The organism is Cypionkella psychrotolerans (assembly GCF_001294535.1).
GTDB classification, from domain to species: domain Bacteria; phylum Pseudomonadota; class Alphaproteobacteria; order Rhodobacterales; family Rhodobacteraceae; genus Cypionkella; species Cypionkella psychrotolerans.
The window spans coordinates 88230-110811 of sequence record NZ_LGIC01000061.1 but is presented as its reverse complement, the minus strand read 5'-3'; the positions used below and the strand labels follow the sequence as shown (position 1 = coordinate 110811).

Sequence of the window (22582 nt, the reverse complement as noted above, 5' to 3'; positions counted from 1 at the left end):
CGCAACCGAAAGCAGAGGAGGTTTTGCTGATGTTGAAGAATTTCGTGCAACCTACCGGAGCTGGAATTCCAAAACGTGGAGTTGAAAGTTTTGCTGAGCAGATCGCGAAATCTTTGAACTTTGAGCCGGGCGGAAGCATCGAAGAGCTTGTGGCAAGTACGGGTGGGACGCTCGTTTTTGGTTCAAGCGGGGCGGGTGACTACGACAGTGGCTCGATCATTGCGCGTGATCTTGATGACTACACGATTTACATCTCGCGTAATACCTCAAGGCAGCGTGATCGGTTTACAATAGCGCACGAGCTTGGGCATTTGGCGCTGCACCTTCCTTCCATTAAGGCTAATGATAGCAACGCCATTATGAGAGCAACTCGCTCAGTTGACGAGACCGATGACGCGCAAAAACGTGCGGAGTGGGAAGCAAACTGGTTTGCCGCAGCGTTTCTAATGCCTCAAGATAAGTTTATTGAGATATTTAATGCAGGCGGACAGTTGGCAGTGCAACGCATTTTTGACGTTAGCCCAGCGGCGGCGTCTACGCGTGCAAGATCGCTCGGACTGCTTGACTAAATGGTCGGAGAAAACCCTCCTGTTTATCGAATACGGCTTTTCTTATCCGTCGATCTGGTTGGGTCGACGGCGTATAAATCAAAGGATGGCAATACAAACCTGAAATGGATCAAGGCATTTCAGAAGTTTTATGGTGAATTTCCATCTCAGCTAATTCGAAACTACCAAGCGGTTTGCTCCGAGATTCCAGAAATTGGTGCGAGTGAAACCACGGATACGCCTAAAGTTTGGAAGACAATAGGAGACGAAATTCTTTTTGTGAATCGTGTGACAAGCATCACTCATGTGGGGGCGTATGTCACAGCGTTTACAAAAACGCTAATTGAGTTTGGTAGAGAAGTTAATGCCGCGTTTGGTCTGAACACCAAAGGCAATGCTTGGATTGCTGCATTTCCAAACCCTAATAGAAGCATAAAGCTTTCTATAAACGGCAGTGATCCGCTGTCGGGTGATAGCGACATACTGACTGAAGAATTTGAAGCTGCTGTTGACTTGAATCCTAGCGAATATGACTTTTTGGGCAAAGGCATTGATGGTGGATTTCGAATTTCGAGAAACTCTACTATGGAGGATTTTACAATATCTCCTGCTCTTGCCCATATATTGTGCAGAGCAAAAAGAAATATAGACATGACTAACTTTGATTGTCGGTTTGTGTTTCACGAACCTCAACAATTTAAAGGTGTTTTGAATGGTGAGAAGTATCCTGTTATATCTTTAATTACTAGTCGTGATGATTTATATGATGAGATTCAAACACTTGAAGGTAGTTTGCTCGACAGACCCAGGGCAGCAGATTTCGTAAAATTATTCGAATACCTTGATGTTTACATTAAATATTATCGTATAGAGAGGCCTGAGCTAAAGCTAACATTCAAAAGTGCGGAAGTTTCCCCGCCTGAACACTATCTTAAATATATCGACGAGTGGCGCGAAGATTTGCAAAAGATACAAATAGCGAAAAGTTTTGAAGAAAGTGCAGCTCAAGAGGGCAATGACCCCAAATCTAAGGTGCCGGGTACAAAAGACCAGCTTCCGGCAAATTTGGTCGATGTTGTAAAATTTTTCACCGAGCGATACATTAGCCACTTGAATGAAAGCAAGCTGGTCCGGGATCAGTCCACTGAGCAAAAAAGCATTCCCAAAGGTAAAGATGGTCCAGAGGAATAATATCGCTCTGTGTTCACCGCAAAATGCAAAACCCTAATAAACTCTTAACGCCCTACCCGAACTCACTGAAATAAAACAACAAAAAAAGGTCCCGAGTTGGGACCCTACCCGATCCGGCCCCGAACCCCGCCTGTCTGACCCCGGTCCAGCAAAACATGGTCGGCCAGAACGCAGGCCATCATCGCCTCCCCCACCGGAACCGCCCGGATCCCCACGCAAGGGTCGTGCCGCCCCTTGGTGACCAGATCAATCTCCGCCCCGGTCGCATCAATCGTCGCCCGTGGCGTCAGAATAGACGAGGTCGGCTTCACCGCGAACCGCACCACCACCGGCTGCCCGCTGGAAATCCCGCCCAAGATCCCCCCCGCATGGTTCGACAAGAACTCCGGCCCCGCAGCCCCCATCCTGATCTCATCCGCATTCTCAACCCCGGTCAAAGTCGCGGCATCGAACCCGTCGCCAATCTCCACCCCCTTCACCGCATTGATCGACATCATTGCCGCCGCCAGATCGGAATCCAACTTGCCATACAGCGGCGCCCCCAACCCCGCAGGCACCCCCGAAGCCGTAACCTCAATCACCGCTCCCACCGAATTGCGGTCCATCCGCAGCCCATCCAGATACTCCGCCCACCCCGCAACAGCCCCCGGATCAGGACAAAAGAACGGGTTCCGCCCAATCTCGCCCGCCTCAAACCGCCCCCGATCAATCCCCATCACCCCCATCCGCACCATATACCCGCTGATGGTCAGCCCCGGCACCAACGAAGCCAACACCGCCCGCGCCACCCCGCCAGCCGCCACCCGCGAAGCCGTCTCCCGCGCCGAAGACCGCCCACCGCCACGATAATCCCGCACCCCATACTTCTGATGGTAGGTGATATCCGCATGCCCCGGCCGAAACGCCTGCGCGATGTTGCTGTAGTCCTTGCTGCGCTGATCCGTGTTCTCAATCATCAACTGAATAGGCGTCCCCGTCGTCACGCCCTCAAACACCCCCGACAGAATCCGAACCTCATCCGCCTCTTTCCGCTGGGTGGTGAACTTCGACGTCCCCGGTTTGCGCTGATCCAGCCAAGGCTGCAAATCCGCCTCGCTCAACGTAATCCCCGGAGGACAGCCATCCACCGTGCAACCAATGGCAGGCCCGTGGCTTTCACCCCAAGTGGTGACGCGAAACAGATGACCGAAGGTGTTCAGGCTCATGGGCGGGCTCCTCTTTGCACCCCCAATAAGCCAAGCACTGCCCCCGATAAACCCTTAAAACTCCAACGCCCCCTGCGCGCCGCCATCGACCTCCTTCGCCGCCTTCTTAAACCCGTTATCCCTGCGCGCCGGTAAACGCTCCGCGCGGTCGCGTAGCGCCATCGCTTGTTCAATCGTCACGATCTGGATGCGCGGCACCGAGGTGAAACCGGGCAGCACAAACAATCCCGCCGCGGCGGCTTCGGTGATCATCGGTTTCGACGGCTCGGTCTGGGTCAGAAACACCCCGACCCCGGCGCGCTCGCGCTCGATCACCCCGCGCAGATTGCGGATCATCGCCACGCCGACGTCATCGCCCGTCTTCACCGAGTCAATCGCGCGGCCTTCGGATTTCGCGCCGAAATACAGATTGCCATCAATGCCCTTGTCCGCGCCCTTTTTGGAAAGGTTGCCCGGTTGCGCCGCAATCAGCGACGGCGCCCATTTCTCAAAAGCATGGGTGTTATGTTCAAAAACCGCCATATTTTACTCCAGCGGTTCCAACTTTCCTCCTCTACGGACAATTCCAATTTTCCCACTGGGGGCTACGTTTATTATAGCTGTGAAAATATCATTCGATCCGCCGGGGATGCTGGTGAAAGGCGTCAAAATGCTTGTTTTATCAATGGTAAATCGAAAAACATCTCCATGATCAAAGCCGCCACCGGGGAAGGCTTCTACAGTAAAATTTGTGCCGAGATTTTCAAAACACCTTGAGAGGTGTTTCCAATTTATCCGATGCTCCGTGGTTTGGTAAACTTGAATTATATTTGAAACTGCTGCCTCAATTTCTGACTTGCTTGCCACTGATTGAAAGTTTTCGGGTTTTACGCTCGAACAGTCAATTTCAGCGTAGATAGCCTTCGTTGTTATAGCTACCGCTGACACCATAATCGAAAAAACCACGAAGAGACGCTGCAAAACACGGGGCAGCACTTTCAGGTTGTCGCCGTAGTATAGATGGTTCATCCCGCCCCCGTATCGGCGAAGTTTGCTTCGCCGTTTCCCCACTCTGACACCCGATGGTTAAGCTAAGGTTAGCCGCGCCGGGGGGGCTATCGCAAGCCGGGAAGGTCCGCTTACACACCGCGGTCTGCGCGTGGGCAAGCTGCGGCAAAGGTTAAGAATTGATGAACGATACACCCATAACCCATTGAAATCACATAAGCACACCCTCTGTCCACGCGTGGACAGGCGCTGTGCCAAACTCAGCCCTTGCACCCGGATCAAGTTTCCCTATGCTCCGCCTCACCTCGGGGAGCCCCCGGTTGTTTCTTTGAAACGAGCCGAAGGCTGAGATGCGAAAGCGAACCCGTCGAACCTGAACCGGATCATACCGGCGGAGGGAAGGTGCTGGATCTCTCCATCCCCGACCATTTCCGTCGCAACGTTGGAGAGAAAGATGAACACCAAACTCCTCGCTGCGGGCCTCGCAATCCTCGCCTCGCCCGCGCTGGCTGACACGCCCGTTCTCACCGTGCTGACCTACGACAGCTTCACCTCGGAATGGGGCCCCGGCCCGGCGATTGAGAAGGGATTTGAGGCGACCTGCGGCTGCGACCTGAAATTCGTCACCGCAGGCGATGGTGCCGCTTTGTTGGCGCGGGTGAAGTTGGAGGGGGCGGATAGCAAGGCCGATGTCGTCGTAGGCCTCGATACCAACCTCACCGCTGACGCCACCGCGACCGGATTGTTCGCACCCGTAGCGGCCCAGCCTAATACCTTGCCGGTGCCGTTCGAGGCCCCCAACTTCATCCCGTTCGATTGGGGTTACTTCGCCTTCGTTTACGACAAAACCAAGGTAGCAACACCGCCGACCAGCTTTGAAGAACTCGCGGCGTCTGATCTGAAAGTCGTGATCGAGGACCCGCGGTCTTCGACGCCCGGTCTGGGGCTGGTTTTGTGGGTGAAGGCGGCTTACGGCGACAGGGCCCCGCAGATCTGGGCGGATCTCGCCGATAACATCATCACGGTGACGCCCGGATGGTCGGAGGCTTATGGCATGTTTACCGAGGGGCAGGCCGATATGGTGCTGTCTTACACCACCTCGCCCGCCTATCATCTGATCGCCGAGAAGGACGATACCAAGGCGGCGGCGGCGTTTTCTGAGGGGCATTACATGCAGGTTGAGGTGGCGGGCAAACTGGCCACGTCGCAGCAATCGGCGCTGGCGGACCATTTTCTGGCGTATTTGACCTCGGATGCCGCGCAGTCGGTGCTGATTACCACGAACTGGATGTATCCGGCGAAAACACCGGCGGAGGGTTTGCCGAAAGGGTTTGAAACGCTGGTCCAACCGGCGAAATCTTTGCTGATGTCGGCATCAGAGGCCGAAGCCGCCCGCGCCCCTGCGATTGCGGAATGGCAAGCCGCGCTGTCCCGCTAAGCCCAGCCGTCGGGCTGAGCATCGCCATTGCCGCACTGATCCTTGGCAGTGCGGTGATGGTGGCCGCGCGCGCGGACAGCTTCGCTTTGGCCCCGGCGGATTGGCAGGCTGTGCGGTTCACCGTGCTGCAAGCCAGTCTTTCGGCCGCGGCGTCAGCCCTACTCGCGATCCCAGTCGCCCGCGCTTTGTTCCGCCGCCGCTTTCCGCTGCGGGGGGCGCTGATCCGGTTGCTGGCGGCACCTTTCGTGCTGCCGGTGGTGGTGGCGGTGATGGGGCTGCTGACGGTGTTTGGCCGGGGTGGGCCGATCAATATGGCGCTGGCGCCGTTGGGGCTGCCGGAGGTTTCGATCTTTGGGCTGCACGGCGTTGTGCTGGCGAATGTATTTTTCAACATGCCGCTTGCCACACGAATGCTGCTGCATGGCTGGCAGTCGATCCCGGCCGAGCGGTTTCGGCTGGCGCAGTCGCTGGGCTTGCCGCCATCCGCGCAGTTCCGGCATCTGGAAGCACCGATGTTGCGGGCACAACTACCGGGGATTTTCGCGGTGATCCTGCTGATTTGTCTGGCGAGTTTTGCCATCGCTTTGATGCTGGGCGGGGGGCCAAAGGCGAGCACGCTGGAGCTTGCGATCTACCAATCGTTGCGGTTCGAGTTTGATCTGGGCCGCGCGGCTTTGCTGGCGGCGGTGCAGTTTACTCTGTGTGCAGCGATCACGCTGGCTGCGGCGCGGTTGACCTTGCCACAGGGCTTTGGCGCGGGGCTGGGGCGGCGCATAGAAATGTCCGCTGCCGCTGGTTGGCGGTGCGTTTTGGATGTGCTGGCGATTGCCGCCGCCGCGCTGTTTCTATTTGCGCCGTTGCTCGCGGTGGTAATCAAGGGCGTGCCGGGGCTCGCTGCGCTGCCGAACGGGCTTTGGCCTGCGGTATTGCGCTCGGTTTCGGTGGCAGTGGTGTCGGCTTTGCTGGCAACGAGTGCTGCGTTGGTCTTGGCGACGGGGGCGGCGCGCAGCAAAAGCCGCGCCATCGAACTGGCGGCGATGCTGCCGCTTGCGGCGAGCTCGCTTGTGTTGGGAACCGGGCTTTTCCTGATGGTGCGGCCGTTTGTGACGCCGGAAACCTTGGCGCTTCCGATCACTGTTCTGGTCAATGCCACGCTGACTTTGCCTTATCTTTTCCGCCTGTTGCTGCCGGAAGCCCGCCAAATTGAGGTTGATTATGGCCGGTTGACAAAATCTTTGGGCTTACCGCACTGCACGACGCTGCGCTTTGTCATCCTGCCGCGATTGGCGCGGCCTTTGGGCTATGGCGCGGGGTTGGCCGCCGCGTTGTCGATGGGCGATCTTGGAGTGATTGCGCTGTTTGCGGGGGATGGCGGTGCGACCTTGCCGCTGTTCGTGCAGCATTTGATCGGGGCCTATCGGTTGCAACAGGCGGCGGCGGCCTCGTTGATACTGGTTGCGATCAGCTTTGCGCTGTTCTGGGCCTTTGACCGATTGGGAAGCCGCTATGCTGACGCTTGAAACGCTGGTTTTGCAGCAGGATGATTTTCACCTGACCGCGCATTGGTCGGTGGCCCCCGGTGACAGGGTGGCGTTGCTCGGGCCATCAGGCGCTGGGAAATCGACGCTGCTGATGGCTTTGGCGGGGTTCTTGCCGCCCACTCAGGGGCGCATCCTATGGCAAGGCGCTGATCTGGCCGGGATCTTGCCGGGGGATCGGCCCTTAACCATTCTGTTTCAGGACCAAAATCTGTTTCCGCATCTGACTCTGGCGCAGAACCTTGGGCTTGGCCTGTCGCCAACTTTGCGGCTGACCCCAGCGCAGGCGGCACAGATTGAGACGGCGCTGGCGCGGGTGGGGCTTGCGGGCATGGGCGCGCGCAAACCCGGCCAGCTTTCCGGTGGGCAGCAGGGCAGGGCGGCACTAGCGCGGGCACTTTTGCGGGCGCGGCCTGTGCTGTTGCTGGATGAGCCGTTTGCGGCGCTGGGGCCGGCTTTGAAGGCTGAGATGCTGGATTTGCTGGATGAGGTGGCAACCGCGACAGGGGCGGCGGTGCTGATGGTGACGCATGATCCGAGCGATGCGAAACGCTTTGCAGGTAAGACCGTGCTGGTGGCGGATGGGGTGGCGCAAGCTCCGGTGACGACTGCGGAGTTGTTTGCTAACCCACCACAAGCGCTAAAAGATTACCTCGGTTAGCCATGAAAAAACCCCGCGCGAGGCGGGGTTTTTCCGAAAGCAATAATCCAAAACTCAGTGCAGTTTCTTGCCTTTGACGCCCGACCACAGCCGCTTGTTGGTCAGATACAACAGCGAGGACAGCAGAATCAGGAACAGCACGGCCTTGAAGCCTGTGTCTTTGCGCGCATTCAGCTTCGGTTCAGCCGTCCACATCAGGAAAGCCGCCACGTCTTCGGCCATGTGCTTGACATCATTCGGCGCGCCATCGGCGAAGGTCACCTGGCCATCGGCCAAGGGCGGCGGCATCTTGATCCAACCTGTTGAGAACACGGGGTTTTCGTAGAAGGTCGAGCCCGCTTCATCTTTCTGTTCGCCGGTGTAACCATGCAGCAACGACACGATATATTCCGGCCCGCCCATGCCCTTGAAGATCTGGTTGAAGCCCAGACCGTAGGGGCCGTGGAAGCCCGCCCTTGCCTTCGCCATCAGCGAAAGATCGGGTGCGCCAGCACCTGTATTGGCGGGAAACAGGTCAACCGGCAGGCCGGGGCGATCTTCACCGGTGTCCTTATCGGTCACGGTAAAGGCCTTGGCGTAGGCGCGCACTTGGTCTTCCGGCAACTGCGGGCCGCCCTCATCCCCAAGCGTGCGGATTGGCACGAAGTTCAAACCGTGGCAGGCGGCACAAACCTCGGTATAGACCTGAAGCCCACGTTGCAGCTGATGGGTGTCATAGCTGCCGAACGGGCCTTCAAAGCTGAAAGCTACGTCCTCAACATGGCCACCTTCTTCCGCGGCGAAAACTGCCCCGGTCATCAGGCTTAGTGCAGAGACAGCGCTGATTGCGATCTTGCGAAACATCTCAGTCAGTTCCTTTCTCTCACTCGGCCGGATTGGCGTAGTGCGATTTGAAGTCTTCCTCAATCGTTGCCGGTTGCGGCAGCGGTTTTTCCAGCACGCCCAGCAGCGGCAGGATGACGAGGAAATAGGCGAACCAGTAGGCCGACGCGATCAGCGAGATCCACGACATCAGTTCGTTTGGCACCTGTGCGCCGACCCACATCAGCACGATGAAGTCGATCACCAGCAGCCAGAACCAGGCCTTGAACTTCGGACGATAGCGACCCGAGCGCACCGAGGATGTGTCCAGCCATGGCACCAAAGCCAGCACGGCAATCGCGCCGAACATCGCCACCACGCCGAAGAATTTGGCGTCAACGATGCCGAAGGTGACGAAATGCACCAGTTGCACCACCCAAACATCTGCGGTGAAAGCGCGCAGAATCGCGTAGAACGGCAGGAAGTACCATTCTGGCACGATATGCGCCGGGGTCGACAGCGGGTTGGCCTGCACGTAGTTGACGGGATCACCGAGGAAGTTCGGCATGAAGCTGACGACCGCGAAGAAGATCACCAGAATGACACACAGCGCGAACAGGTCTTTGATCACATAATACGGCCAGAACGGCACGGTGTCTTTCGCGGCATCCTCTTTCGAGGTGCGGCGCACTTCAACACCGGTCGGGTTGTTGTTGCCGGTGTTGTGGAACGCCCAGATGTGCAGCGCCACAAGGGCGGCAATCACGAAGGGCAGCAGGTAGTGCAGGCTGAAGAAGCGGTTCAGCGTGGCATTGTCCACCGCAGGGCCGCCCAGCAGCCATTCCTGCACGGTCGGGCCAATGCCGGGGATAGCCCCGAACAGGCCGGTGATCACCGTGGCACCCCAGAACGACATTTGGCCCCAAGGTAGAACGTAGCCCATGAAACCCGTCGCCATCATCGCCAGATAGATCAACATGCCAATGATCCAAGTGACTTCGCGCGGGGCTTTGTACGAACCGTAGTAGAGGCCGCGGAAGATGTGCAGATAGACGGCAAAGAAGAACAAAGACGCGCCGTTGGCGTGGATGTAGCGCAGCATATAGCCGCCGTTCACATCGCGCATGATATGTTCAACCGAGCGGAACGCCAGATCGACATGCGGCGTGTAATGCATCGCCAGCACCACGCCAGTGATGATTTGCAGACCCAGACAGAACGCGAGCACGATGCCCCAGATCCACATCCAGTTCAGGTTTTTCGGCGTCGGGATCATCAGCGTATCATAGGCAATCGCGACGATCGGCAGACGGTTGTGCAGCCAAGTCTGAAAGCCCGGCTTTGGCTCATAGTGGTCGTGCGGAATTCCGGCCATGGTTTGTGTCCCTTATCCGAGCTTGATCGTGGTGGGGTTTTCGAACTTCGCCACCGGAACCGGCAGGTTGCGCGGGGCTGGACCTTTGCGAATACGGCCAGCCATGTCGTAGTGTGAGCCGTGGCACGGGCAGAACCAGCCGTCGAAATCGCCGGCATCGCCCAAGGGCACGCAGCCAAGATGGGTGCAAACCCCCATCATCACCAGCCACTCACCCGCTTCATCCAGCGTGCGATTTTTGTCTTCTGCAGTGGCAGACGCATCAAGGTTGGCGTTCTCGGCATTGGTGTCGGGCAGATCGGTCAGCGCAACTGCGCGGCCCTTTTCGATGTCATCCGGGGTGCGGCGGCGAATGAACACCGGCTTGCCGCGCCATTTCACCGTGATCTGGGTGCCAGCGGTGACGCCCGAGATATCGACCATGATCGAGGCCAAGGCGCGGGTATCGGCCGAGGGGTTCATCTGGTTGACCAGCGGCCAAACCGCCGCGCCAGTTGCAACGACGCCTGCCCCGGCGGTTGCGTAGTACAGGAAATCCCTGCGGGTGCCTGCGTGATCGTCTGCGTGGGACACGAGAACTTCTCCCTTCAAAGGCCGCAAGGCGTGCGACCGATATATAGCTGCGGCCCCGGTTTCCCGGAGCCTTACACGGCGGGTTTAGCCACAGAACGCGCGGGCGTCCAGCGGACAAAGACGCGCAGGGGCGGCGGAAATCAGCTTTTCCTGATGTGCGACCTTGAAGCTACGCAAATCATTCCCATACGCCGCCCGTTTGGCGCGATTTGTTGTAATTAAAGTATTTTTGTCAGGATTTCATGACTCAAACTTGCACCGGACGAGTCGCCAACATAGCCGGACGCTTGGCAAATTCTACTTCCCATGCCGCCAGTTGTGGCCGCCCCTGCCGCCAATTTCGCGCATCGTGCCGGAAGTCGAGATACCCCAGCGCGCAAGCCAGCCCGATTTGTGGCATCTCTAGCGGTCCGTTCAATACCTCCGCCCATTCCGCCTCAACCACATCCAGCGCACGGGCGGCTTTGACCCATTGCGCTTCAATCCATTCGGGGAATTGCTTGTCCACCGGGCGCAGGCGCACTTCATAAGCCATCGCCAATGCGGCCTCTAAGATTCCGTCCACCGTGGCCTCACGCGTCAGGCATGACCAGATCGCGGGGCCGCTCGGATACATCGCACCTCCTGCCAGATCATTCAGGTAGCGGCAGATCACCCGGCTGTCATAGATGTCACCAGCGTCGGTTTGCAGCGCAGGGATCTTGCCCAACGGGTTCTGATCCACCGGCAGCGACCCCGGTGCCAGCGGCGTGCCCATGACGTTGCTGATCTCAATACGGTCTTGCAGGCCAAGTTCCAAAATCAACGCCATGACCTTGCGGCCAAAGGGCGTCGCGGGAGAGGTGTAAAGCCGCATGATGTCTCCGTTCATAATGATTCGCTGATTTGCCGTCAGTTAAGCCGTGTCAGCCCCCGCATGACAACACTTGTCAGTTGCCAACTGCGCCCGGGCCGTCGCAGGCTGCAAACATTCTTGCCGGAGTATTGCTGTGCGCGCCCTTATCCTTGCCGCCTTTCTCGCCACGCCTGCGATGGCTGAAGACGCCTTTCAATGGGTGGTTCAGCCCAGCTTTCAGGATGCAGGTGCCGCGCATCAAGGCGTGGTGCCGCTGAAGCAAGGTGATCTCTGGGGGTTGATGGGGCGCGATGGTCAATGGCTTGTGACGCCACAATACCAAGCGGTCGGCGATCCGGGCGAAGGCTGGTTTCCGGTGCAGAAGGCCGGAAAATGGGGCATGGTCGATCTGACCGGAGCCGAGGTCGCGGGCTTTGACTACGAGGCCATCGGCAAGCCCGCCAGCTATACCCCGTTCAAGTATCAGGGCCTGTGGTACGCGCTGGCCCCCAGTGGCGACTTTGAGGCCAATCCGCTGCCGTTCGATACCCTGCTGGCCAATGACGGCACCTGCATCACCGGCACCCAGAACAACAATTTTATCAGCTATTCGGGCGGCACCGAGCCGTTCATCCAGACCCTGCCCGAAGTGCAAGACGCGCTGCCGCCGTCGGAGGGCATGGTTGCGGTCAAGCTGCCGGGTGGCTGGGTGCAGATGAATTGCGCCGATGGCTCGATGGTGATCGGTGACGATGCGCCCTTTGCGGCGACCCGCCCGGTCAGTGACGGCTTTGCTGCCGTGCAGGGGGATCAAGGCTGGGGCTTTGCCACCCCTTACGGCGTCGGTATCGAGTTCGGCGGTGACTATACCGCGGCGGGCGATTTCTCCGAAGGTCTGGTCCCTGTGCAGATCGCAGGCGGCAAATGGGGCTATATCAACAAACAAAACCAGTTGGTGATCCCGGCTGAATATGACCGCGCCTATGGCTTTGCTGATGGGCTGGCGGGCGTGCTGATCGGCGACAAACGCGGCTTCATCACCCCGGATGGCAAATTGGTGGCCGAGCCGCAGTTTGATGATTTCTGGCGGCATGATGGCGGCGTTGTTCCGGTGCGACAGGGTGATCTCTGGGGTGTCATCGCCCCCAATGCGACGGACCCGTTGACCCGCTTCAATCTACCGCTGGCCGATCTGACCGCCGCCCAAGCCCAGCATCCTACGGGCTTTGAACTGGTGCCATCCAACCCGCACTACTATGTGGCACAAGATGATGTCTCGCTACATTCCATCAGTTTCGCGCAGGATGGCACGGTGATGCTGACGGTGTTGGCCAATGGCTTTAACGCGGAACTGGCGTTGTGGGACATGCGCAGCCATCGTCTGATCCGCAAGGTGAAGCAGCCTGATTTAACGCAGGCTTTGCTGGTCCCCGGCAGCAATCTGATCGTGGCGGGCTATGCCTCGGGCCATATCGCGGTGCTGGATGCGCTGACCGGGGCCGAGGTGTTCCGTCTGCATCCGTTCAAAGGCCCGGTGCTGGATATGGTGATCTCACCCGATGGCAAGATGCTGGCGATGGCCGATGGCAACGTGATCCGGCTGTGGAACCTGACCACGGGGGCCGCAATGACCCCGATGGCAGAGCCAGCGCAAAAGCTGCGGTTCAGTACCGATTCGACGTGGATATATGCCGCCAACCTACAAGGCGGTCTGGTCCGCCGCGCGCTGAGTGGCGAGATTCTTGCCCGCGTGCCAGAAGGCCCGGCGCAGGAAAACGCGCTGCCGCTGACCACGGCGATCACAACTATGGCGCTTGGGCCAGACGGCACCCTGGTGCTGGCGGGCAGCCAGTTGGTGCAGCAGTCGGATGGGTTTTACAAACCGCAAAACTGGCTGGATGTGATTTCTGAGACGGGCAGCCGCCGCATTGATCTGCCTGCGAGTGTTTATCGGCTGATGACGCTGGATATCGCGCCGGATGGCAAAACCCTTGCCTATTCCAGCACGCAAGACGATCCCTACGTCGCCTATCTCGCCAGTCTGAACCTTGCCGATGGCAGCCTGATTGCAGAGGTGACTCTGGATAACGCCGCCGATGCGCAAGCCAAGGGGATGCCGCGCGCGATGTCTGCGCTGGACCGGATCAGCTTTGGCCCGGATGGCGGCTTGGTGCTGATCGGCTCGCAGGGCACCGATATTCTGACGGTTGATCCTGCTACGCTCACCAAACAAGCCACCTTCGCCACACCCTTGGCCAATGCCCAAGACGGCACCGCCTTGCTGGAAGGCGACCGCTTTTTCACCTCTGATGGCGCGGGCACCGTCTGGGTCTGGAACCTGGCGCAAGCCCAGTTAGAGGCGCGGGTGCCGATGACAGGCGCAGGCTTTGGGGTAGAGGAACAGATCGAGCCTGCTGGAGATCGGTTCTACCTGTACTCGGGTCTTGAGGAAGGCATGGCGGCGGCGTTTGATATGAAAACGCTTGCGCAGATCCCGCTAAGTCAAGATGAGATCAACACGGTTCTGGCCGACATGGATTACGACCCCTCGTTGCCTTACAGTGATGCGTTGAACGCGCAGTTTCGCGATTTGAACGTGGAAGGCCAGCGTGCGGCGTTGCTGGGCGGGCGGGTTGGGGTGGTGCTGGACCCGGTGGGCATTCACCATGCCTATGATCTGAAAACCGGGGCGCTGCTGGCGGAGTTTCTGGCAACGCCGGATGGCGAATGGCTGATGCTGACGCCCGAGGGGTTCTTTGCGGCATCCCTGAATGGCGCGCAGCTGGTGTCGGTGTCGAATGGCTTGCGGGCGTTCTCGGTGGATCAGGTCTATCAGGCTTTGTACCGCCCCGATCTGGTGGCGGCAAAGCTGGCGGGCGACCCGGAGGGGCTGGTCGCCAAGGCTGCGGCCGAGTTGGACCTTGCGCGTGTGCTAGGGTCCGGCCCCGCGCCGATCACTCGATTCAAGCTGCCAACAGCGAAGTCGTCGGAGCCTGACTTTGAGGTTGAGATCGAGTTGCAAGATGAAGGCGGCGGTATTGGGCGCATCGAATGGCGGCTGAACGGCATGACGGTTGAGGTGCAGCCGACCCGCGCGCCGGTGGCGTTGGATGAAGACCTGCCCACCGCGAAGGCTCGCGTCGCGCTGGATCCGGGTGAGAATATCATCGAGGTCGTTGCCTATAATGCCGCTGGTCTTGTGGCCTCACCGCCGCGTCAAATGACGGTGACGTGGGATGGTGTGGCCAGTTCGGAACCGCCCGCCTTGCACGTTCTGGCGGTGGGGGTGAATGATTACGCAGATGGCCGCTTGCAGTTGAAATATGCCGCCGCCGATGCGCAAGCTTTTGGAGATGCGATGAAAAAATCTGGTGCTGGGCTGTTCAAAACGGTGAATGTCGTGACCCTGCTGGATCGCGACGTGACCGAGGCCAAACTGGACGCGGCCTTCACCGAAATGGGCAAACAGGCGAAATCGCAGGATGTGTTCCTGTTCTTCCTCGCAGGGCATGGCAAGACGGTTGAGGGCAAATACTACTTCATCCCGCAGGATTTCCGCTTTGAAGGCGATGATCCGATCCGCACCAAGGGGATTGACCAAGACCGTTGGCAGGAATGGGCGGCTCGGGTGAAGGCGAAAAAATCGGTTATGATCTACGACACTTGCGAAAGTGGCAGCCTGACGGGGACGCGGTCTGTCGATGCCGCGATGGCGCAATCGGCGGCGGTGGAGCGGCTGACACGGGCGATGGGGCGCACGATCCTATCGGCCTCGACCGACGATGCCCCCGCTCTGGAGGGTTATCAGGGTCATGGCGTGATGACTTGGGCGATGCTGAATGCGATGGGGCGAGCGGATAGCAATGGCAATTCCACTATCGAAGTGACGGAGCTCGCCAACTTTCTGGACGTGACAGTGCCCGAGGTTTCCTTCGCCGCTTTCGGGCTGCGCCAAGTGCCGCAAATGTCGATCAAGGGATCAGATTTCGCTTTGGGGTCAATGGTTTCCGTGCTGGATGCCCGTGCTGAAAGCTTCCCTGCGACGCTGACGCATGTGGTGGCGGGCGGCACGAAGGTGCTAGACACCCCCGGTGGGGCAGCACTGCAAGAGATTCCGGCGGGGGTGTTTTATGGCGTCTACAAGATCGAGGAAAAAGACGGCTTTGCGCGGATTGCCAAGGATGGCACGGCGCTGGGTTGGGTGGCGAGTGGGGCGTTGATACCTTTGCAGTAGGTGTCAACGCCCTTGGCATTGGAGGGGCGACACTCTGTCCCAATCTCCGCCGCCCCGAACTTGATCCGGGGCCTCATGGGTTGCGCCTATAGAATCGAGGCCCCGGATCAAGTCCGGGGCGGCGTGGTATCTGTGGACGAGGCAGTGTCAGCCCAAATCGCGGCGTATCAATGCGGCGATCTCCTGCGATCCCGTATCGGCCCGCTGCGCCAGATGACTTGCAGCACTTGCCCGCACCTCGGGCGTTTTGTTCTGGTTCAGCTTCCAGGTGCCATCGACCGAGATCACATCAAACCGAAACGGCAGGATCATCCGCAACATCCGGGGCAGCGCGCCTTCCGACATTTTGTCCGACTGCCACGGCAGCTTCGGCAGCAGGTGGTTTTCATGCTCGGCGGACAAAGCATCAACATGCGGCTGCAATGCCGCCTCGGGCAGCGGCGATAGCACCCCCCGCAGATGCACCGCGATATAGTTCCACGTCGGCACTTGATCGCTCATGTTGTACCAATCGGGCGAGATATAGGCATCAGGGCCGCTGATGGCGATCAGCGCAGGCAGACCTGCCGTGCAGGCGCGCGCAATCGGGTTTGAGCGTGCCAGATGCAATTCGGCAAAGCTGGCATCGGGTGATAGCAAAAACGGCACATGCGCGGCCAAAGGGCCATCGGCCCCGTTCACCGACAAAACCCCAAAGCCGCGCGCGCGGGCGAAGGCGAGGTTGTCTTCCAGTGGGGTGGAGCGGAAGGCGGGATTCGGGTGCATCGTGGGGCTCCAAAAATGAACTCAGCTCGCCTAAGCGGCAACGCGCATCACCACAATCGAATCTTTCTGATCTGGCATTAGACAGACGCATCCATAGCCAACCCGACGCAACCCAACCAGCACCAATGAAAAAGCCGCCAGAGATTGCTCTCGGCGGCCTATTCGGTGCTGCTGCGCGCGATCAACCCTGACGGGCCTTGTAGCGCTTTTGCGTCTTGTTGATCACATAGACGCGGCCTTTACGGCGCACGACCTGGCAATCGCGATGACGATTTTTCAGCGAGCGCAGCGAGTTTGCAACTTTCATCGTAGCATCTCCCTTGTTCGCGGCGCGTCTTCGCGCCAGTTGAAAAGCGTTGCCCCCGTTGCCGGGAGCGGCGAAATGGTGGGCGGTACTGGGATCGAACCAGTGGCCACTACGATGTCAACGTAGTGCTCTACCGCTGAGCTAACCGCCCACAAGCCTGACGTTCCCGCCCAATCTATTCATCCAAGCCGTAAGGCCCAAACAAAAGGACGCGGGCGAAACCGCGTCGGATGGCTGGGCTATAAACAGAGTCGCAGCGCGGTTCAAGGGGGTAAAGGGGGGTATCGGTAAAGGATATTTTGCAGTTATATCACAAAGTAACAGGAGTGTGGCGTGTCGCAGGTCTACCGTATTCATCGACCCGAACGGCAGGATACGGCGGTGGTGTTTGCCTCGCCGCACAGTGGGCGGTCCTATTCGGCAGCGTTTCTGGCGCAGACGATTCTGTCCAGCGATGCGATCCGGTCTTCGGAAGATGCCTTTGTCGATCAAGTATTTGGCAGTGCTCCGCTGCATGGTGCGCCCTTGCTGATCACCGATGTGCCGCGCGCCTATCTCGATCTGAACCGTGCCCCGGACGAGTTTGATCCTGCCGTGATCGAAGGTATTGCGCGGGTGCCGCACAATCCGCGCATCTCCTCTGGGCTGGGGGTGATTCCCCGCGTGGTGTCCGGTGGGCGGCTGATCTATCGCGGTAAGCTGGGTCTGGCCGAAGCCGAAGCGCGGATCGCCGAAGTCTGGCACCCCTACCACCGCGCGCTGCGGCAGCTGCTCGAGGAAACCCATCGGTCCTTTGGCGAGGCGATGCTGATCGACTGCCATTCAATGCCACATGAGGCGATTGACGGCCACGGTCGCCCCGGTCAGCCTAAGCCTGATGTCGTGCTGGGCGATCGCTTTGGGGCGGCTGCCGGGCGACATGTGATGGATGCTGTTGAGGCGGCGTTTCAGCGCGTGGGCCTGCGGGTGGCGCGCAACACCCCCTTCGCGGGGGCGTTTATCGCGCAAAGCTACGGTCGGCCCTCGGCCCGTCGTCATGTGATACAGGTGGAAATTGATCGCGGGCTTTATATGGATGAAGCCACCATCACGCCACACGAAGGCTTTGAGGATTTCCGCGCACTGATGGCCGGGGTGATCGCCGAGATCGTCAGCATTGGCCGCGAGCAACTGCCGCTTGCGGCGGAATAGCGGTTGTTGAGTTGACGGGTAGCCTCCCGCTAGCAGTCTAATCGACAGTTTTTACTATAGGGTTCTTGATATGCCATGCGCACTATCTCGCTACCGATCAAACCTTAACAAACTCCTAACGCCACCACCACAACCCATTGATTAAAAACATATAAAAAAGGTCCCGGGTTGGGGCCATCCCTTCTATCGCAACGCCCGCCCCTTGATAATCGCCTCACGGCCAAACCGTGCGCGGATGGCGTCGGTGGCACGCTCGGCTGCGGCGCGCTTGCCTGCGCTGGGGTCCAGAAGATCAGCAGAGAGATCGGCTTGCGCCTCGGGGGCCAGATCGCTGATGCCAACGCCGATCAGCCGGTATGGGCCTTTGCGGTCGGTCTGGTCGAACAAAGCGCGGGCGGCGCGGTAGATGCGGTCGCTCAGTTGGGTGGGGTCGGTCAACGAGTGGCGGCGGCTGATCAGTTGGAAATCGGAGCGCTTCAGTTTCAAGGTAACGGTCTTGCCCGAAAGCGCCTTGGCCTTGGCGCGGTCTGCGACTTGCTCGGCCAGCCGCCAGAGATGCCCATCCAGCAGATCGGGATCAGAGGTATCCTCGAAGAAGGTGGTTTCCTTGCTGATCGACTTCAGCTTTTCATTACGATTGACGCGGCGGGTGTCCATACCTCGGGCCAAATGCCACAGCCTGTCCCCCATGCTGCCAAAGCGGGCGACAAGGTCGGTGCGGTCCCAGCGCAGCAGGTCATTGATGGTGCGGATACCAGCCTTTTCCAACGAGGCCTGCGCGGCGGTGCCGACGCCCCAGATGATGCGAACTGGTTTGGGGCGCAGGAAGGCCTCTGTCTCGGCGCGTCCAATGATGGAAAAGCCGCGCGGTTTGTCGAGGTCTGACGCGATTTTGGCGAGGAACTTGTTGTGTGACAGGCCGATAGAACCTGACAGACCCAATTCATCCTCCATCCGCTTGATCAGCCTTGCCAGAACCACCGCAGGGGGTGCGCGGTGCAGGCGTTCTGTGCCGGTCAGATCGAGGAAAGCTTCGTCGAGGGACAACGGTTCGATCGCCGGGGTCAGCGCCTCCATCATTGCCCGGATGGCGCGGGAGGCGTCGACGTAGACCGACATCCGAGGTTTGACCACGACCGCTTCGGGGCAGAGTTTCAGCGCCTGAAACATTGGCATCGCAGACCTCACCCCATGGATGCGGGCGAGGTAGCAGCAGGTGGAGACGACCCCCCGGGTGCCGCCGCCGACGATCACGGCTTTGTCGCGGAGGTCTGGATTGTCGCGTTTCTCGACGCTAGCGTAGAAGGCGTCGCAATCCATATGGGCGATCGAAAGCTGGTTCAACTCGGGATGGGCAAGCAGACGGGGAGAGCGGCACTTGGGGCAGCGGGCTCCGGCGTCAAATTGGGTGAGGCAGTCGCGGCACAGGGTGGGCATGGTCGGATTATGCCAGATCGGGGGCGGGGTTGTCCACGCGTGGCGCATTGCGGCGTTTTATAGAAATCAAAGGGTTAGGGGAGTGGCGTTTACGAATTGTTTACGGTTGCGCCCCCTTTCTTCTTGGTCATCCTCTGCGCTTAAATATCCCCGCCGGAGGCATCTGCCCTATCCATCGTCACATTGTCTCAGAACTCTAGCTCAACGGGGCAAATCCTTTATAACGGGCGGCATGTTGAACGAGATCAATCAAACGCTGGTCGTGGGCGCAAGCGGGCGGGTGGGACGGCTTATCACGCGGGCTTGGGCGCTGGGCGGTCTGGCTCCGACCTTGCAGCATCGCGGGGTTGGCATCGCGGGGGATTTGCCACAGGTGGAGTGGCATCCGCTTTCAGGTGCTTCGCTCGAGCCGGAGCGGTTTCGGGCGATGATCGTGCTGGCGGGGGCGGTGCGCGGCGAGTTGGGGTTGAATGCGCAACTCGCCGAGGCTTGCTGTGCGGCGGCGGTGCAGGCAGGGATCGGGCAGGTTTTGCTGGCCTCGTCCTCGGCGGTTTATGGGGTGAGTCGGGGGCAGGCCTGCCGTGAAGATACGCCGACCCATCCGGTGAACGGTTATGGCCGCGCCAAGCTGGAGGCTGAGGCGGTGGCGGAGCGCTGGCGCGCGCGCGGGCTGGCGATCACGGCTTTGCGCATTGGCAATGTGGCGGGGGCAGATGCTTTGCTGGCGGGGATACAGCCCGGTCAACCGACCAAGATTGACGCTTTCGCAGATGGTACGGGGCCAGTGCGCAGCTATATCGGGCCGATCAGCTTGGCGGATGTCTTGGCGCAGATGTTGGGGCAAGACCTGCCGCCCGTGCTGAACCTTGGCGCGCCCAATCCGGTGGCGATGGCCGATCTGGCGCAGGCGGCTGGGGCGGAGTGGCACTATCAGCCCGCCCCGACAACTGCCTATCAGCGCATAGTGCTTGATTGCAGCCTGCTGGCGCAGCATTACCACTTTACCGAAAATCAATCCGATGCCGCCGTCATGGTGGCGGAATGGCACACCGCCCGAGGGCCGCAATGACGCCGATGAAGCGCTTTCTGGATGTGCTGGCGGTGCTGGTGCTGGCAGTGCCCTTGCTGCCTTTGGGGCTGGTGACGGCGCTGGCGATCCTGATCCTGGATGGCCGCCCGGTGATCTATTGGGCCGAGCGAATGAAGACGCCAACGCAAAGCTTCAAGCTGGCGAAGTTCCGCAGCATGACGGTGCGGCCTGCCGAGATGGGGGTTTCGGGCGGCGATAAATCCAGCCGGATCACCCGGACCGGTCGGTTTATCCGCCGCTCGCGCTTGGATGAATTGCCGCAGCTTTGGAACGTGCTGAAGGGCGATATCAGCTTTGTCGGCCCGCGCCCGCCGTTGCGGGAATATGTGGAACGCTTCCCTGAAATTTACGCGCAGGTGCTGAAATCGCGCCCCGGTATCACCGGGCTTGCGACGATTGTCTATCACCGGCATGAGGAACTGCTGCTGACGCGCTGCAAGACGGCGGCGGAAACCGACGCCGTCTATGCGCGGGCGTGTGTGCCGCGCAAGGCCAAGCTGGATTTGATCTACCAGCGGCGGCGCAATCTGCGGTTTGATTTTTATCTGATGCTGAAGACGGTGTTCAAACGGCTGCCGCTTTAGGCCAGTTTTTGCCCAGACAGCACGAACCTGCCGCCAAGCGCCGGGTTTTGGGATGATCCTTCTAAAGTCGTCATCTTCTTTGAAATGGAGGTTCAGCGACAGCGCGCTTAAAGTCTAGCAACTTTATCGTGTTTAAGGTGCTGCTGATGCCCACTCTGAAACTGGTCGGTCTGTCCGGCAATATCACCACCCCATCAAAGACGCGCGCTTTGGTGCAAACCGCCGTCAATCTGGCTGCTGACCGGCTGGGCGCGGCCGCCGAGGTGATTGAGGTCAATGACTTCGGCGACCAGCTTGGCCGTGCCCGTCGGTTGACGGATCTGGATGCGGCGGGTCAGGCTCTGATCGAGCGTCTCGTCGCGGCTGACGCTTTGATCGTCGCTACTCCGATCTACAAAGCCAGCTACCCCGGCTTGTTCAAGCACCTGATCGACCTGCTGGACCCGTTGTCGCTGATCGGAAAACCGATCCTGATCGCGGCCACCGGTGGCGGCGAGAAGCACGCTTTGGCGGTGGAGCACCAGCTGCGCCCGCTGTTCGCGTTCTTTGAGGCGCACAGCCTGCCGACGGCCGTGCATGTTTCGGACAAAGATTTCGCCGATGGCGCGTTGGACGCCCCTGCCGCCCTGACCCGGTTGGAGCGCGCCGTGGCCCAGTTTGATCTGCATTTCCCGCAGGCTTTGCGCCCCGCGCAAGCTGCCGAATAACCCCCGAAAAGGACGCTGAAATGACCACCGATCCCGTCAAATTCGCCTATTGGGTGCCCAACGTCTCGGGCGGCCTAGTGATTTCCAACATAGAACAGCGCACCAGCTGGGACATTGATTATAACCGCAAGCTGGCGCAGATCGCCGAGGCGGCGGGGTTTGATTATGCGCTGAGCCAGATCCGGTTTACCGCGGGCTATGGTGCTGATAATCAACACGAACCTGTGGCGTTCAGCCATGCTCTGCTGGCCGCGACGGAAAAGCTGAAGGTGATTGCGGCGCTGTTGCCCGGCCCGTGGAATCCGGCGGTGGCCGCCAAACAAATCGCCACCATCAGCCAGCTGACCAAGGGTCGCATCGCGATCAACGTGGTGTCGGGCTGGTTCCGGGGCGAGTTCTACGCGATTGGCGAGCCGTGGCTGGATCATGACGAACGCTACCGCCGGTCCGAAGAATTCATCCGGGCTTTGCGGGGGATTTGGGGGCAGGACGATTTCACCTTCAAGGGCGATTTCTACCGCTTCAACAACTACACGATGAAGCCCAAGCCCGCCGATCCGCAGCCCGAAATTTTCCAAGGCGGCTCCAGCCGGGCTGCACGTGATATGGCAGCTAGGGTGTCGGATTGGTATTTCACCAACGGCAACACGCCCGCAGGCCTGGCGGCGCAGGTCGACGATATTCGCGGCAAAGCTGACGCTGAAGGCCGCCGGGTGAAGGTGGGGGTCAACGCCTTCGCCATCGCGCGGCAGACCGAGGCAGAGGCCCGCGCGGTGCTGGATGAGATCGTCGCCAAGGCCAACCCGGAAGCGGTGCAAGGCTTTGCGCATGAGGTGAAGAACGCCGGCAAAGCCAGCCCGGAAGGCGAGGGCAACTGGGCGAAATCGACGCTGGATGATCTGGTGCAATACAACGACGGCTTTAAGTCGAACCTGATCGGCACGCCGCAGCAGATTGCCGAGCGTATTATCGCGCTGAAAGACGCCGGGGCCGATCTGATCTTGCTGGGCTTCCTGCACTTTCAGGAAGAGGTCGCATTCTTCGGCAAGCACGTCATCCCGCTGGTGCGCCAGTTGGAAGCCGACCGCGCGCAAAAGGTGGCGGCCGAATAGGCC

Annotated in this window: 21 protein-coding genes, 1 tRNA gene and 1 riboswitch; of the genes, 11 read left to right on the top strand and 11 right to left on the bottom strand. The window is 59.5% G+C overall.

Annotation, left to right across the window (positions count from 1 at the left end):
* Nucleotides 1–29 precede the first annotated feature (29 nt).
* Entirely contained in the window at nucleotides 30–569 is a 540-nt protein-coding gene (locus AKV04_RS11775) for an ImmA/IrrE family metallo-endopeptidase (protein WP_054006609.1), read from the top strand.
* Complete coding sequence (locus AKV04_RS11770; protein ID WP_054006608.1) at nucleotides 570–1739, top strand: hypothetical protein; 1170 nt, start codon at nucleotides 570–572, stop codon at nucleotides 1737–1739.
* A gap of 104 nt (nucleotides 1740–1843) precedes the next feature.
* Here AKV04_RS11770 and aroC read toward each other — a convergent pair whose 3' ends face one another.
* From aroC to AKV04_RS11755, 3 genes are read right to left on the bottom strand one after another with little or no spacing between them, the layout of a single operon-like run.
* A complete protein-coding gene (gene aroC, locus AKV04_RS11765) occupies nucleotides 1844–2944 on the bottom strand; it encodes a chorismate synthase (RefSeq protein ID WP_054006607.1) in 1101 nt (366 codons plus the stop codon).
* A gap of 54 nt (nucleotides 2945–2998) precedes the next feature.
* Nucleotides 2999–3466: a restriction endonuclease gene (locus AKV04_RS11760; protein WP_054006606.1), complete on the bottom strand. Its 468-nt coding sequence runs from the start codon at nucleotides 3464–3466 to the stop codon at nucleotides 2999–3001.
* A 3-nt stretch (nucleotides 3467–3469) separates the two neighbouring features.
* The gene (locus AKV04_RS11755) at nucleotides 3470–3952 is read right to left on the bottom strand and encodes a hypothetical protein (RefSeq protein ID WP_054006605.1); all 483 of its coding nucleotides are present in this window, start codon (nucleotides 3950–3952) and stop codon (nucleotides 3470–3472) included.
* Nucleotides 3953–4227: 275 nt separating this feature from the next.
* A riboswitch (TPP riboswitch) is annotated at nucleotides 4228–4348 on the top strand.
* A gap of 37 nt (nucleotides 4349–4385) precedes the next feature.
* Between AKV04_RS11755 and thiB the strand changes: the two genes are divergently transcribed.
* The 3 genes from thiB to AKV04_RS11740 are packed head-to-tail and all read left to right on the top strand — an operon-like array spanning nucleotide 4386 to nucleotide 7568.
* Nucleotides 4386–5369 carry a thiamine ABC transporter substrate binding subunit gene (thiB, locus tag AKV04_RS11750; RefSeq protein ID WP_054006604.1) on the top strand — a complete coding sequence of 328 codons (984 nt, stop codon included), beginning with the start codon at nucleotides 4386–4388 and terminating at the stop codon, nucleotides 5367–5369.
* Complete coding sequence (locus AKV04_RS11745) at nucleotides 5345–6889, top strand: ABC transporter permease subunit (protein WP_054006603.1); 1545 nt, start codon at nucleotides 5345–5347, stop codon at nucleotides 6887–6889. The genes thiB and AKV04_RS11745 overlap by 25 nt, the downstream gene beginning before the upstream one ends.
* Nucleotides 6876–7568: a thiamine ABC transporter ATP-binding protein gene (locus AKV04_RS11740; RefSeq protein WP_054006602.1), complete on the top strand. Its 693-nt coding sequence runs from the start codon at nucleotides 6876–6878 to the stop codon at nucleotides 7566–7568. The genes AKV04_RS11745 and AKV04_RS11740 overlap by 14 nt, the downstream gene beginning before the upstream one ends.
* Before the next feature lie 54 nt (nucleotides 7569–7622).
* Here the strand turns inward: AKV04_RS11740 and AKV04_RS11735 are convergent, their stop codons facing one another.
* From AKV04_RS11735 to AKV04_RS11720, 4 genes are all read right to left on the bottom strand, one after another.
* On the bottom strand, nucleotides 7623–8411 hold the full coding sequence (locus tag AKV04_RS11735; protein WP_054006601.1) for a cytochrome c1: 789 nt from the start codon (nucleotides 8409–8411) through the stop codon (nucleotides 7623–7625).
* A gap of 19 nt (nucleotides 8412–8430) precedes the next feature.
* The gene (petB, locus tag AKV04_RS11730) at nucleotides 8431–9744 is read right to left on the bottom strand and encodes a cytochrome b (RefSeq protein ID WP_054006600.1); all 1314 of its coding nucleotides are present in this window, start codon (nucleotides 9742–9744) and stop codon (nucleotides 8431–8433) included.
* Nucleotides 9745–9756: 12 nt separating this feature from the next.
* Entirely contained in the window at nucleotides 9757–10317 is a 561-nt protein-coding gene (petA, locus tag AKV04_RS11725; RefSeq protein WP_054006599.1) for a ubiquinol-cytochrome c reductase iron-sulfur subunit, read from the bottom strand.
* 247 nt (nucleotides 10318–10564) lie between these two features.
* On the bottom strand, nucleotides 10565–11173 hold the full coding sequence (locus tag AKV04_RS11720; RefSeq protein ID WP_054006832.1) for a glutathione S-transferase: 609 nt from the start codon (nucleotides 11171–11173) through the stop codon (nucleotides 10565–10567).
* Nucleotides 11174–11306: 133 nt separating this feature from the next.
* Between AKV04_RS11720 and AKV04_RS11715 the strand changes: the two genes are divergently transcribed.
* Nucleotides 11307–15386, top strand: coding sequence for a WG repeat-containing protein (locus tag AKV04_RS11715; protein ID WP_054006598.1), 4080 nt, complete (start codon nucleotides 11307–11309; stop codon nucleotides 15384–15386).
* Between the two features lie 147 nt (nucleotides 15387–15533).
* Here AKV04_RS11715 and AKV04_RS11710 read toward each other — a convergent pair whose 3' ends face one another.
* The 3 genes from AKV04_RS11710 to AKV04_RS11700 form a co-directional block, all read right to left on the bottom strand.
* Nucleotides 15534–16151 carry an FMN-binding negative transcriptional regulator gene (locus tag AKV04_RS11710; RefSeq protein ID WP_054006597.1) on the bottom strand — a complete coding sequence of 206 codons (618 nt, stop codon included), beginning with the start codon at nucleotides 16149–16151 and terminating at the stop codon, nucleotides 15534–15536.
* Nucleotides 16152–16332: 181 nt separating this feature from the next.
* A complete protein-coding gene (ykgO, locus tag AKV04_RS11705) occupies nucleotides 16333–16458 on the bottom strand; it encodes a type B 50S ribosomal protein L36 (protein ID WP_054006596.1) in 126 nt (41 codons plus the stop codon).
* Between the two features lie 76 nt (nucleotides 16459–16534).
* A tRNA-Val gene (locus AKV04_RS11700) sits at nucleotides 16535–16609 on the bottom strand.
* A 182-nt stretch (nucleotides 16610–16791) separates the two neighbouring features.
* Between AKV04_RS11700 and AKV04_RS11695 the strand changes: the two genes are divergently transcribed.
* Nucleotides 16792–17649, top strand: a complete 858-nt coding sequence (locus AKV04_RS11695; RefSeq protein ID WP_054006595.1) for an N-formylglutamate amidohydrolase — start codon at nucleotides 16792–16794, stop codon at nucleotides 17647–17649.
* Between the two features lie 183 nt (nucleotides 17650–17832).
* On the opposite strand, the gene AKV04_RS11690 is transcribed toward AKV04_RS11695, so the two are convergent.
* Nucleotides 17833–19086, bottom strand: a complete 1254-nt coding sequence (locus tag AKV04_RS11690) for a DNA polymerase IV (RefSeq protein ID WP_054006594.1) — start codon at nucleotides 19084–19086, stop codon at nucleotides 17833–17835.
* Nucleotides 19087–19321: 235 nt separating this feature from the next.
* Between AKV04_RS11690 and AKV04_RS11685 the strand changes: the two genes are divergently transcribed.
* The 4 genes from AKV04_RS11685 to sfnG all read left to right on the top strand — a co-directional run bounded on the left by AKV04_RS11685 (nucleotide 19322) and on the right by sfnG (nucleotide 22579).
* Nucleotides 19322–20155 (top strand): NAD-dependent epimerase/dehydratase family protein, encoded by an 834-nt coding sequence (locus AKV04_RS11685; RefSeq protein ID WP_162232870.1) that lies wholly within the window; start codon nucleotides 19322–19324, stop codon nucleotides 20153–20155.
* Nucleotides 20152–20760, top strand: a complete 609-nt coding sequence (locus AKV04_RS11680) for a sugar transferase (RefSeq protein ID WP_054006592.1) — start codon at nucleotides 20152–20154, stop codon at nucleotides 20758–20760. The genes AKV04_RS11685 and AKV04_RS11680 overlap by 4 nt, the downstream gene beginning before the upstream one ends.
* Before the next feature lie 146 nt (nucleotides 20761–20906).
* Nucleotides 20907–21467 carry an NAD(P)H-dependent oxidoreductase gene (locus AKV04_RS11675; RefSeq protein ID WP_054006831.1) on the top strand — a complete coding sequence of 187 codons (561 nt, stop codon included), beginning with the start codon at nucleotides 20907–20909 and terminating at the stop codon, nucleotides 21465–21467.
* Between the two features lie 20 nt (nucleotides 21468–21487).
* The gene (gene sfnG / locus AKV04_RS11670; RefSeq protein ID WP_054006591.1) at nucleotides 21488–22579 is read left to right on the top strand and encodes a dimethylsulfone monooxygenase SfnG; all 1092 of its coding nucleotides are present in this window, start codon (nucleotides 21488–21490) and stop codon (nucleotides 22577–22579) included.
* The last annotated feature ends 3 nt before the right edge of the window (nucleotides 22580–22582 follow it).